This window comes from Pseudomonas sp. PA-4-8C (assembly GCF_021606625.1).
Classification (GTDB): domain Bacteria; phylum Pseudomonadota; class Gammaproteobacteria; order Pseudomonadales; family Pseudomonadaceae; genus Aquipseudomonas; species Aquipseudomonas lactis.
In genome coordinates this window covers 1-12,049 of sequence record NZ_WKCD01000165.1, presented here as the reverse complement: position 1 = coordinate 12,049, position 12,049 = coordinate 1, and the positions used below count along the sequence as shown (strand labels likewise).

7 protein-coding genes, 2 pseudogenes and 2 riboswitches are annotated in these 12,049 nt (G+C 61.2%); of the genes and pseudogenes, 5 read left to right on the top strand and 4 right to left on the bottom strand.

Annotation, left to right across the window (positions count from 1 at the left end):
• Nucleotides 1-117 precede the first annotated feature (117 nt).
• From cobN to GIW04_RS20600, 3 genes and pseudogenes are all read right to left on the bottom strand, one after another.
• Nucleotides 118-3,114: pseudogene (gene cobN / locus GIW04_RS20610) on the bottom strand (cobaltochelatase subunit CobN); the annotation flags it as partial.
• A 2-nt stretch (nucleotides 3,115-3,116) separates the two neighbouring features.
• Nucleotides 3,117-4,178: a cobalamin biosynthesis protein CobW gene (gene cobW, locus GIW04_RS20605; RefSeq protein ID WP_120248269.1), complete on the bottom strand. Its 1,062-nt coding sequence runs from the start codon at nucleotides 4,176-4,178 to the stop codon at nucleotides 3,117-3,119.
• 93 nt (nucleotides 4,179-4,271) lie between these two features.
• Nucleotides 4,272-4,471: riboswitch (cobalamin riboswitch) on the bottom strand.
• 64 nt (nucleotides 4,472-4,535) lie between these two features.
• The gene (locus GIW04_RS20600; RefSeq protein ID WP_003190737.1) at nucleotides 4,536-5,903 is read right to left on the bottom strand and encodes a M10 family metallopeptidase C-terminal domain-containing protein; all 1,368 of its coding nucleotides are present in this window, start codon (nucleotides 5,901-5,903) and stop codon (nucleotides 4,536-4,538) included.
• A 191-nt stretch (nucleotides 5,904-6,094) separates the two neighbouring features.
• A riboswitch (cobalamin riboswitch) is annotated at nucleotides 6,095-6,306 on the top strand.
• A gap of 96 nt (nucleotides 6,307-6,402) precedes the next feature.
• Here GIW04_RS20600 and GIW04_RS20595 point away from each other — a divergent pair.
• The 4 genes from GIW04_RS20595 to cobM all read left to right on the top strand — a co-directional run bounded on the left by GIW04_RS20595 (nucleotide 6,403) and on the right by cobM (nucleotide 8,513).
• Nucleotides 6,403-6,591 carry a CbtB domain-containing protein gene (locus GIW04_RS20595; RefSeq protein ID WP_003190735.1) on the top strand — a complete coding sequence of 63 codons (189 nt, stop codon included), beginning with the start codon at nucleotides 6,403-6,405 and terminating at the stop codon, nucleotides 6,589-6,591.
• A gap of 11 nt (nucleotides 6,592-6,602) precedes the next feature.
• The gene (locus GIW04_RS20590; RefSeq protein WP_034135405.1) at nucleotides 6,603-7,307 is read left to right on the top strand and encodes a CbtA family protein; all 705 of its coding nucleotides are present in this window, start codon (nucleotides 6,603-6,605) and stop codon (nucleotides 7,305-7,307) included.
• Nucleotides 7,304-7,696 carry a cobalamin biosynthesis protein gene (locus tag GIW04_RS20585; RefSeq protein ID WP_003190731.1) on the top strand — a complete coding sequence of 131 codons (393 nt, stop codon included), beginning with the start codon at nucleotides 7,304-7,306 and terminating at the stop codon, nucleotides 7,694-7,696. Before GIW04_RS20590 ends, GIW04_RS20585 begins: the two co-directional genes overlap by 4 nt.
• A gap of 70 nt (nucleotides 7,697-7,766) precedes the next feature.
• A complete protein-coding gene (cobM, locus tag GIW04_RS20580; protein WP_034135404.1) occupies nucleotides 7,767-8,513 on the top strand; it encodes a precorrin-4 C(11)-methyltransferase in 747 nt (248 codons plus the stop codon).
• A 209-nt stretch (nucleotides 8,514-8,722) separates the two neighbouring features.
• Here the strand turns inward: cobM and nfuA are convergent, their stop codons facing one another.
• Nucleotides 8,723-9,307, bottom strand: coding sequence for a Fe-S biogenesis protein NfuA (nfuA, locus tag GIW04_RS20575; RefSeq protein WP_003190728.1), 585 nt, complete (start codon nucleotides 9,305-9,307; stop codon nucleotides 8,723-8,725).
• Nucleotides 9,308-9,522: 215 nt separating this feature from the next.
• On the opposite strand from nfuA, the pseudogene GIW04_RS20570 reads away from it, so the two are divergent.
• Nucleotides 9,523-12,049, top strand: a pseudogene (locus tag GIW04_RS20570) (SET domain-containing protein); the annotation flags it as partial.

Genomic DNA, 12,049 nt, shown 5'->3' with positions numbered 1-12,049 from the left:
TGCTTCTCACCTATGTTGTTCTTTGACGGACCAGCGACCACGACAAGCACCCACTCGTGTGACTTTCTTCGGAGGGGTAAGTGTTTAAAAGGAAACACCCTCAACCATGGCTGGGCTTTCACTGCGTACTTTGGCGGCCAGCGGGTTCATGTCGTCGGGTTCATCCAGGGCCGCCACCGCCTGTACCGCCGCATCGAACAGGCGGATCAGGTTGGCAAACGCATCGCGGAAGAACCCGGACACGCGCAGGGTCACGTCCACGCGCGGGCGGTCCAGCAGGCTGATCGGCAATATTTCAAAATCGTCCACCCGCTGGCTGCCGGTGGCCCACACCGGGCGCACGCCCATCAGCGCCATGGCCTGGGCGATATCGTCACCGCCGGTGCGCATGGTGGCAGTGCCCCACACCGACAGGCCGAGCTGACGCAGGTGGTCGCCGTGGTCTTGCAGGTGCCGCTCAAGAATCAGGTTGGCCGACTGGAAACCGAGACGCCACGCCGTGGTGGTTGGCAGGTTGCGTACGTCCACGGTAAAGAAGTTACGCCCCGTGGGCAGCACATCCAGCCGACCGCGACTCGGCGCACCGCTGGGCCCTGCCGGGACAAAGCGCCCACTCAAGGCATCGAGCAAGCCGCGCATCTCCGACGGCCCACAGGCATCCAGGCGTGGCGCGACGACAATGCGCAGGCTTTCGATCACCGACTTCACCTCCTGCCAGCCGGGCTCTTCCAACTGTTCGATAGGGCCTTCCAACGCCTGCTCGATCAAGCGCGCCGCGTACAACTCCAGACGTTCGCGGGTATCCCCGGCCGTACGCCACAGCTGATCGTCAATCTTCTGCAACACCAACGGGCGCCGCCCCGTCCAGGGCTCGGCCAGTGCACAATCGAGCGGATCAAACCCCAGGTCGAATGCCTTGGCCAACACACGCAGCAGACTCGACTGCGGGCCCCGGCCATCGCCACGGGGAATGCGCAACAGCGCCAGCAAGGTGTCGATACGCAAACGGCCCTCGGGCGACTCGCCAAAGATATGCAGGCCATCGCGGATCTGCGATTCCTTCAAGTCGCACAGGTAGGTATCCAGGCGCGGCAGCCACACCGCCGCGTCCGCCTCACTGCCCAGTTCAAGCTCCTGGTCGATACGGGTTTCGCGCACCAGCTTGAGGATGTCTTTTTGCAGCTCCAGCGCACGGCGCGGGTCGAGCAATTGCGCCTCGTAATATTCGTCGGCCAATAACTCAAGGTCACGCAGCGGGCCGTAGGTTTCGGCGCGGGTCAGCGGCGGCATCAGGTGGTCGATGATCACCGCCTGGGTGCGCCGCTTGGCCTGGGCGCCCTCACCCGGGTCGTTGACGATAAACGGGTAGATATTCGGCAGCGGCCCCAGCAGTGCATCCGGCCAGCAGTGCTCCGACAGGCCCACGCCTTTGCCGGGCAGCCACTCCAGGTTGCCGTGCTTGCCCACATGGATCACGCCGTGGGCGCCGTAGGTATGGCGTAGCCAGAAATAGAACGCCAGGTAGCCATGGGGCGGCACCAGGTCCGGGTCGTGGTACACGGCGCTGGCATCCACCTGGTAACCCCGCGCCGGCTGGATGCCGACGAAGGTCAGGCCCAGGCGCAGGCCGGCGATCATCATGCGGCCATCGCGGCACATCGGATCGTTTTGCGGCGCGCCCCAACGCGCCAGTACGGCCTGGCGATTGGACGCTGGCAAACGATCAAACATCGCCTGGTATTCCACAAGGCCCAGGCTTTGATGGCAGGGGCGCAGGTCGAGGCTGTCAAGGTCGTTGGTGACGCCGCCGAGCAGTTCCTGGATCAGCGCGGTGCCACTGTCGGGCAACACATCCGCCACCGGGTAGCCTTCGGCTTGCAAGGCGCGCAGGATATTCAGGGCTGCCGCCGGGGTGTCCAGGCCCACGCCGTTACCGATGCGACCGTCGCGGGTCGGGTAGTTGGCGAGGATCAGCGCAATCCGTTTCTGGGCATTGGGCACCCGCGCCAACTCGACCCAACGGCGTGCGAGCTCAGCGACAAAATCCATGCGCTCGGGCGCTGCGCGGTAGCACACCACGTCCGACTGGCTGCGCTCGCTGCGCCAGGCCAGGTCCTTGAAACTGATGGGCCGGCTGATGATGCGCCCGTCCAGCTCCGGCAAAGCGATATGCATCGCCAGGTCACGGGGCCCCAGGCCTTGTTCGCTGGCCTGCCAGCCGGGTTGGTTGTCCTGGGCGCAGATCGCCTGGATTACCGGGATATTGCGGCGAAACGGGCGCAGGTGCGGCGCTTCCGGGCTGGACTGGGCAAAGCCGGTGGTGTTCAGGATCACCGAGGCTTGCACATCGTCCAGCAGGTCCTCGACCACCGTGAGGCAGCCGGGCTCTTTCAGACTGGCCACCGCAATCGGCAACGGGTTGAGGCCCGCCGCTTGCAAGCGCTGACAGAACACATCAATAAAGCCGGTATTGGCCGCCTGCAAATGCGAGCGGTAGAACAGCACCGCAGCCACGGACCAATCAGCGTGCCAATCGGCCTGCCAGTCATTGAGGCGGGCATTGGCGTTGCGCGGGTGATAGATCGCCGTGCGCGGCAGGGTTTGCGGCTCGGCCCAGGCATAGTCGCGGCCCAGGTGGGCACTGGCCAGGCAGTGATAAAAATCCAGGGCATTGCCCAGGCCACCTTGGCGCAGGAAGTGCCACAGGCGCTCGCGGTGTTCGGCCGCAACGGTGCTCAGGCCGCTGAGTTCCGGGTCTGGGCGATCATCCCCTGGCACCAGGATCAAGGTGACGCCGCGTTCGGCCAACTCCACCAGGCGCTCGATACCGTAGCGCCAATAGCCGATGCCGCCGTGCAATGACAGCAGGATGACCTTGGCGTGGCGCAATACCTCGTCGACGTACAGGTCGACCGAGGCATGGTTCTGCACCTGCATCGGGTTGGCCAGGCGCAGGCTGGGGTAATCCTCCGGCAATTGCTGGGCGGCTTCGGCGAGCAGCGCCAGGCTGGAATCACCGCTGCACAGGATCACCAGCTCAGCAGGGGTTTGGCCAAGGTCGGCAATATTGTCGTCCGCGACGAAACCACCGGGTTGGGTCCTGAGCAGGTGCATGGTTAAACGCTGAGGGCGGCGCGCAATTGCGCTTCAAGGCCCACGGCGTCCAGTTCCTGGCCGATCAGCACCAGGCGCGTAGTGCGTGCTTCGTCAGCACCCCAGGCGCGGTCGAAGTGCTTGTCAAAGCGCGTGCCCACGCCCTGGATCAGCAGGCGCATCGGTTTGTTGGGGATCGCGGCGAAACCTTTCACACGCAGGATGCCGTGCTGCACCACCAATTGGGTCAGGGCGTCGAGCAGCAGCGCTTCATCGGCTTGGGGTAAGTCGATGGAGATGGAGTCGAAGGCATCGTGGTCGTGGTCATCTTCACCTTGGTGGTGATGGTCGTGATGGCTATGGCGCCCGTCGATATGCTCCTCGGAACCGGCGCCCAGGCCGATCAGCACGTCCAGGGGCAGGCGACCGCTGCTGGCTTCGATGATCTTCACCGCGGGCGGCAGTTCTTCGGCGATTTCCAGGCGCACACGGGCCAGGTCTTCGGCGCTGATCAGGTCGCTTTTGTTGAGGATCACCAGGTCGGCGCTGGCCAGTTGGTCGGCGAACAGCTCGTGCAACGGCGATTCGTGGTCCAGGTTCGGGTCAAGTTTGCGCTGGGCGTCGACCTGGTCCGGGAAGGCGGCAAAGGTGCCGGCGGCCACGGCTGGGCTGTCGACCACGGTGATCACCGCGTCCACCGTGCAAGCGCTGCGGATTTCCGGCCACTGGAAGGCTTGCACCAACGGCTTGGGCAGGGCCAGGCCCGAGGTTTCGATGAGGATATGGTCCAGGTCACCGCGACGGGCGACCAGTTCGCGCATCACCGGGAAGAACTCCTCCTGCACGGTGCAGCACAGGCAACCGTTGGCCAGCTCGTAGACGCGGCCATTGGCTTCTTCTTCGGTGCAACCGATAGAACACTGCTTGAGGATTTCACCGTCGATGCCCAGCTCGCCGAACTCGTTGACGATCACCGCAATGCGACGGCCCTGGGCGTTGTCGAGCATATGGCGCAGCAACGTGGTTTTGCCCGAGCCAAGGAAGCCGGTAACGATGGTGACGGGAAGTTTGGCCAGTGTTTTCATCGGATGCCCTTTGGGGCGGGCATACGGGACGACAGGCCCTGCGGCGGCGCGCAGCAGCGGATTTCGTCACCGGATCACCCCGCCCGGTTGAATTGGAAAATCAGTGGCGAGGCAGGTCTCCTGGCTTGGGGTGTGCAGGTCTTGCGACCAACGCTGACTGCGCCTTCCCGCCCTATCGGCAGTGGCGTGGCAGTCAACTGAACCCTTCACAGTTGCGGGGGCAGCCGCGGCTTGAACCGCGTTCCCTTCTTAGCTTCGGCCTGGGCCGAAGAACCTCGAGGGTGCAAGGCTACGCAGTGCACGGCAGGCGGTCAATGCTCAAGCACCTACCGGCAAGTCGGTCCAGGCAGCGGCCAACTAGGCGTAGCGCTGCCTGCCAGGATTGGCGGTGATGATGTCGGGCACATTGATCGGGCCGTAAGCCTTGAGGAAAAAATCAAATCGGCCATTCCCTGTGAGGTCGATGGCCAGCCTAGACAGGTTAGTCGTACGGTTGTAATCCAGAATTGCTTCACCTGGTTTGCCCGTCAGCCGCCTGACGAACCTCAGGGCATCAACCCCCGCGTTGCCCAGCAGGTTCGACAGATCGATTCTGTCCACACCCGTGACAAAATCCATAATCTGATCGGGATATTCCGGCGTGGAGTCGCTGGCATTGTCGTAAGCGAAGGTGTCAGCGCCCCCCGCACCTCGGAGTCGATCCGCACCCGCCCCACCTTTAAGCACGTTGTTTGCTTGGTTACCAATGATCGAGTCATGCCCGGAGCCGCCGATTGCATTCTCCAGCGTAACCCCCTTGGCAATGGAAACATTCCCCACCAGGCCGCCAACATCCGAAAAGGACTCCGCCCGCAAATTGATAGTCTGGTTTTGGTGATACTTGGAAAAGTCCAACGTATCGACACCACCACCGTCCCATACACAAAACAAGGCCGTATCGTGACGCGAGTTCAACTCCAGATAGTCTCGTCCCGCATTGGAGTTGAAGCCATAGGTGGTATCTGAATTGCGCGTCGTGTTATTGGCACCATAAACCCGCTGCGCAGCGGCGATATCATCCATCATCGGCGCCGACGGTAACTTTCCATTGAAGTGTTTACCCGCTTCAGGTGCATCGAAGTAGCTCATCACGCTGTAAGCCCGCGTATCCTGAGCATATAAGGCGTGATCGCGGTAATTGGGATTACCAAAATTATAGGTGCCTGGGTGTAACAGGCCCAGGTTGTGCCCAATTTCATGGGTCAGGGTCATTCGCCCATGATTGTGCAGGGCCGGGTTAGTATTGGTGCCGAATCGGGGATTGATCAGCACTTTACCTTCCTGGCCCGGATACTGGCCGAAGGCGACCTCGTAGTCCGTGCTATTGGAGAACGCTAGAAGCCCCTCGGGGCGACGACTGCCTTCCTGGAATGAAACATTCGCGACATCCTCCCACGATTGCATCGAGCGCCGGGCCTGCTCTTTCTGGGTCGCATTGAACGCCGTGTGCCCTCTTGCGTGCTTGTTGAATGAATAGGAGATCTGCGTGATGCCGTCGCGATTGGCGTCAAACCAACGATGGCCGGTTCGAGTGATTTGACGCGCGGCCTGATCAACCGTGAAAGAGGGTTTATCAACGTTCGATTCAGAGGGGTCGTTGGGCCTGAGGGTCGCATCGGCCACCGCTGATTGCTGATCGCCAGCAAGCGGCGCATGAAAACTTTGCAGCGTATTGGAAAGTCGCATAAAGCCCACCGTTAATTTCAATGTTGCGCGGGGAGATAAACCGGGTTTCCTTCTGAGTTATCGAAAAAAGCGCAGGCGTTCCCAAACACTTCATACATCGCGTGTCTGCCTATTGCGTCTGCAAATACTTCATCGCCGTGTACTTCGTAGGTGTCCTCATCCAATTGACGCTGACCTGCACACCATGCTCTCCTACACACCTTGTTTCGGGTGCCCTTCACAGGGTGAAACGGGAAACCGGTGCGTCAAATCCAATGACAAGTCCGGTGCTGCCCCCGCAACGGTAAGCGAGCGAAGCGTCATGGCCACTGTGCTTTTGCATGGGAAGGCGATGCTTTCAGGAGGACTCTTTGATGAGCCGCCCCTCGCAAGCCCGGAGACCGGCCCGAAAAATTCAGATAACAAACCCGCGGTGGGCGGGCGCTGTTCGAACCCTGCGTGCCTGGCGCGTGGGGTTTTCATGCGCTCGTTTCACCCTGACACCTGAAAGGGACGCGCCATGTCGATCATCAGCAGCACTTCGCACACCGCCACTAGCACCGCCACCCTCAGCCAACGCCTGACCGCCGCCATCGGTGCATCGATCCTTGGCGCTTGCCTGGTGTATTTCGCCGGGTTCTCGCATATCGAGGCGGTGCACAACGCCGCCCACGATACCCGCCACAGCGCCGCGTTCCCGTGCCATTGAGAGCTGCCGACATGATCAAGCGTATTGCGCAAACCGCAGGGTTCACCGGACTTCTGGCTGCCTTGCTGCTGACCCTGCTGCAAAGCTTTTGGGTGGCACCGCTGATTCTGCAGGCGGAAAGCTTTGAAAAAACCCCGCCAACCGCCGAAGTGGTGCATGAGCACGCCGCTGGCGCCGCAGCTCACACCCACGACGCCCAAGCCTGGGAGCCTGAAGATGGCTGGCAGCGAGTGCTGTCCACCACCGGCGGCAACCTGGTAGTGGCGGTGGGATTCGCGCTTATGCTCGCCGGCCTCTACACGCTGCGCGCGCCAACCCGCACCGCCCAAGGCCTGCTCTGGGGCCTGGCCGGCTACGCGACCTTTGTACTGGCGCCCACCCTGGGCCTGCCCCCGGAGCTGCCTGGCACCGCGGCGGCTGACCTGACGTTACGCCAGACCTGGTGGATCGGCACCGCAGCGTCCACCGCCGCCGGCCTGGCGCTGATCGTGTTCGGTCGCAACTGGCTGTTGAAAGCGCTTGGGCTGGCGATTCTTGCCGTTCCCCACGTCATCGGCGCGCCGCAGCCGCAAGTGCACTCGATGTTGGCCCCCGAGGCGCTCGAAGCGCAGTTCAAGATCGCCTCGCAATTGACCAACGTGGCCTTCTGGCTGGCCCTGGGCCTGATCAGCGCCTGGTTGTTTCGCCGCAACCGCGACGACCACTACTCGGCATGATTCTGGTTGTCGGGCTTGGCTGCCAGCGCGGCTGTGAGGTTCACAGCCTGCTGGCATTGCTGGACAGCGCCCTGGCCGAGGCCGGCATTGAGCGCTCACGCGTGACCGCATTGGCAAGCATTGACCGTAAACGCGATGAGCCTGGGCTGCTGGCGCTGGCCCAGCGCTTGAACCTGCCCTTGCAGTGCTTGAGTGCCGAACAACTGGTGGGCTATGAGCATCGGCTGAGCCATCGCTCAGCGCTGGCCTTTGCCCACACTGGCTGTTACGGCGTAGCCGAAAGCGCCGCCCTGGCCCTGGCCGAGCACCTGTCCAATGGCCCCGCGCGCCTGCTGATCACCCGCCAGAAAAGCGCACAGGCCACCCTTGCATTGGCCTGCGCAGGTTAAAATCCCGATAATTGCCGCTTTCGATCATGAGCAATCTTCATGCTCGCCCGTTTTTCAACAGGACTTCTCCATGACCGTCTACTTTATCGGCGCCGGCCCCGGCGACCCGGAATTGATCACCGTCAAGGGCCAGCGGCTGATCCGCAGTTGCCCAGTGATCATCTACGCCGGCTCGCTGGTGCCCGCCGCCGTACTGGAAGGTCATCAGGCGCTCCAGGTGGTCAACAGCGCCGAACTGCACCTGGAGCAGATCATCGAGCTGATCAAGACGGCCCATGCCCAAGGCCAGGATGTGGCGCGGGTGCACTCCGGCGACCCAAGCCTGTATGGGGCGATTGGCGAACAAATCCGCCATTTGCGCGAGCTGGGCATCCCGTTCCAGATCATTCCAGGGGTCACGGCGGTCGCGGCGTGCGCGGCCTTGCTTGAAACCGAACTGACCCTTCCGGACATCGCCCAAAGCGTGATCCTGACCCGTTACGCCGATAAAACCAGCATGCCCCCCGGTGAAGACTTCGACAGCCTGGCGCGGCATGGCACCACCATGGCGATTCATCTGGGGGTCAATCACCTGGACAAGATCGTCGCCGAACTGCTGCCACACTACGGCGCGGATTGCCCGATTGCCGTAGTACACCGGGCCACCTGGCCGGATCAGGATTGGGTGGTCGGTACGCTGAGTGACATTGCCCAGAAAGTCGCGGCCAAGGGGTTTCGGCGTACGGCATTGATTGTGGTGGGCCGGGTGTTGGCCAGTGACAGTTTCAGTGAGTCGTCGCTGTACCGCGCAGGGCATGCGCACCTCTATCGGCCCTGAAGAAATGCAAACACCTATGTGGACCTGGCTTGCCTCAAGGCTTTTTGTAGAAGCGAGCTTGCTCGCGAAAAACTAACAGGCGCCGCGTTCATTCAGCAAGCGCGCGTCATCGTTAATGTTTTTCGCGAGCAAGCTCGCTCCTACAGAAAAGGCATAAAAAAACGGCGCTCACGGGGCGCCGTTTTTTATGTTCGCAGTGAACACCTTACTCAATAGTAGGCGTTTTCTTTCTGCGTGTGGTCAGTCACATCTCGTACGCCCTTGAGCTCAGGAATACGTTCCAGCAGCGTGCGCTCGATGCCCTCACGCAAGGTCACGTCCGCCTGGCCACAGCCCTGGCAGCCGCCGCCGAACTTCAACACGGCGATACCGTCATCCACCACGTCGATCAGGCTCACCTGGCCGCCATGGCTGGCCAGCCCAGGGTTGATCTCGGTTTGCAGGTAGTAGTTGATGCGCTCATTCACCGGGCTGTCGGCATTGACGTTCGGCACCTTGGCGTTGGGGGCCTTGATGGTCAACTGACCGCCCATGCGGTCGGTTGCATAATCGACCACGGCGTCGTCCAGGAAGGCTTCACTGAAGGCGTCAATGTAGGCGGTGAAGCTTTTGAGCCCCAGGGCGGTGTCTTCAGGTTTCTCTTCGCCAGGCTTGCAGTAGGCAATGCACGTCTCGGCGTACTGGGTGCCGGGCTGGGTGATAAAGACGCGGATACCGATACCCGGGGTGTTCTGCTTGGACAGCAGGTCAGCCAGGTAATCGTGGGCGGCGTCGGTAATGGTTATGGCAGTCATGGAAACTCCTCACAGGCTTGCTCGCAGTTTACGCCAAATTATTACGCAGGTACAAAGTCCGAGTATTTTTGTCAGGAAAGACCTGATCCTGCTGACCGAAGGCCCCCGCTGCACCGGCCCATTTGTGCAAAAACCTGTGCCTACCTATATAGCCCCCGCCGCAAAACCCGGCTCAATAGAGTGAATCCTCTTCCACTATGGATTGTGAGGATCGAATGAATAATGCGCTGCAGCGTTTCTATTTCAAAGGCTTGCCTGAACAGCAAGCGCATCTGGATCATCTGATTGACTTTGTAACGGAACAAAGCTCACTGGCAGTATCCTCCACCGAGCTTTATTACTTTCCCCCGTTGAACTCCGAGCTGAATCGCGAGTGCAAAGAAGCCGTTCGGGTCCTTGCAAAACTGGAGGCCGATGAAGACTTCCAGCAGTTCCTACGGGAAAAACCTGAACGGGATGACTCCATTCTGGGCCGGGACTTTCTTTATGACCTGCTCTCAACCCTGCTCAGCAGCGCCCGCTCGCCGATACCCGACCCTCCCGAAACGTTCAGCATTGCCGACCATTCGGTGATCCTGCGCCATATACCCACCTATTGGTACATCGACGCCGACGTGTTGCTGGATATCAACCGGCGTGTGGGAAACGGCGTCAAAAGCGACGGTTCGGTACGGTTCGACCTGGTGCTCAAGTACTACTCGATCCTCCCGGCGCAACCCAAGCCCCCCGAACAATGGAAAGCGGTTCTCCAGGGTTTGCAGGAACACCACACCCTGAGAAAACTGGGCCACGATGGGCAGCCCAGCGATTTGCAGCATGTGCTGGATGCCCCTGCCGACCAGAAGATCAAGGAGGTTATCCGCGAGATCGAAACACACACCCGACAATCGCTGTTTCGCCAGGTGTTGCCCGAAACGTTCACCGCCTCACAGCAGGCCATGCTCACCACCACGCCAACCGTCCTGCTTGAACAGCTTCTCAATAGCCCCGACAACCTGGCGCTGGGCGAACGAATCGCCAAGGCACTGGACTGGTATGGCAGCCAGAAGGACGAAATCTGCCCCCAACCGGTGCGGGTGAAATTGCTGTGGCGAGCGCTGTGGCTCACGATCATGCCCAACACCGAGTCGCCGATGGATAACGAATTGAAGTTATTTATCGAGCCTGGGGCGTCTTACTCGTCGATCCGCCACTCCTTGATCAGCCGTTATGAACACAGCTTGTCGATCAGCCCTGCCGCCGCGCAATTGGCGGTGTGCGTCGTCAAGGCCAATGTGGCCAGCGAAGTGTGGGTGGCTGATATCCCCGATGACCTGCCGTACGCCGCCAGCAGTACCTGGGTCAATTTCAGAAGCGGTTTCCTGCTGGCCGAAGCGCTTGCACCCGGCTCATCGCGCCAGATGAGCTTCGAGCAGTTGCTCAACCTGGCGGCGGAACATTTTCGCGCCAGTGGCGATAACGTTGAACAGCAGGCCTTGGTCGCCGCCGCGAGGCTCGGCCCCACGGTCCAATGGGCGCAGGCCAATGGCTTGATCGCCAGCCGAACGTCAGGCCCTACCCGCGATGAGCTGACTCAAGCTGTCACCGCACTGGAGCAGCATGAATACGAAATGTTCAACGCGATTCAGGGCCTTGCGCTCGACCTGCCCGGGCGCTGGCGCTATGCGTCGGACTCGGAATACGACAAGACCTTCCGCGAGGCCCTCGAACAGCCGAAAAACGCCTATAAAACCCTGATCAAGTCATTGCTTGCGCACCTTGGCAGTGCGACCCTGGATGTGAATCAGGACGAGATCACCGTGTACTCCTTGAGAGAAGCGCTGGACAAGGTGCCTATCGAGTATGAAACCCAGCGCAAGACCGATGCCGTGCGTTACCGGGCAGGTTTCATCCTGCGCATCGTCAAGCCCCGCTCGCCCTTTCATGCCACCTACATCGAAGTGTTCCCCTTCGCCGGCGTGATCCGTCACCGTAAAGACATCAAGACTCTGCCACTGAACGGCAAAGTGGTAGAGCTACGAGACGCAATGAGCTGGTGTAAATACAGATTGGCCACCGAAGTGCCCTTTGACCGGCAAGCCTACCGCGAGAACAAAGCGCCCACGCCAGGCAAAAAGGCTGAGTTGATCGTTGAGCAAGTCGGCGAGACCTTGCCTGGTATCAAAACCGCCTTGGCGCGCGCGTCATCGTTGCAGCCCAACACACTGTATGCGCCACGCAGTGAAAGGCTGGCGAGCATGATCGCCCGCGAGCTGTTTTTCTGTGACGAAGCAGCCCTGCTGGAAAAAACCCGTAACGCCACGCGGGAGGTGGACATCGGCGCTGAAGTGCTCGAAGACCTCGCCTTCTGGGGCAAGATTTTTCTGCCGTTCTGGGGCGGTATCGACGACATCGGCTCCGGCGACCCCCAGCGCATCAAGTCCGGCGTCGCCAGCCTGTTCATCGACATCGTGCTTTTCGCCTTGCCGGTCGGCCGATATGTGTCCGGCTCTGCCCGCCTGGCTATTCAGGCCGGTAAAACCGGGCTGCGCCTGGCGCTGCCAAAACTGGCGAAGCTCACGGGAAAGCTGGTGATTGCCACCCTGCAGGAACTCAACCCCCTGGCCGCCCTGCCCAGCCTGCTCAGACTGGCACGTTTCGGCCTGCTCAAGCTGGGCCGCGGCTTGATGCGCCAGGCACAACGCGGTTTTGCCCAACTGCGGGATGGGACCATCGCCGCCCGGCACATGCGCTCGGTCGACC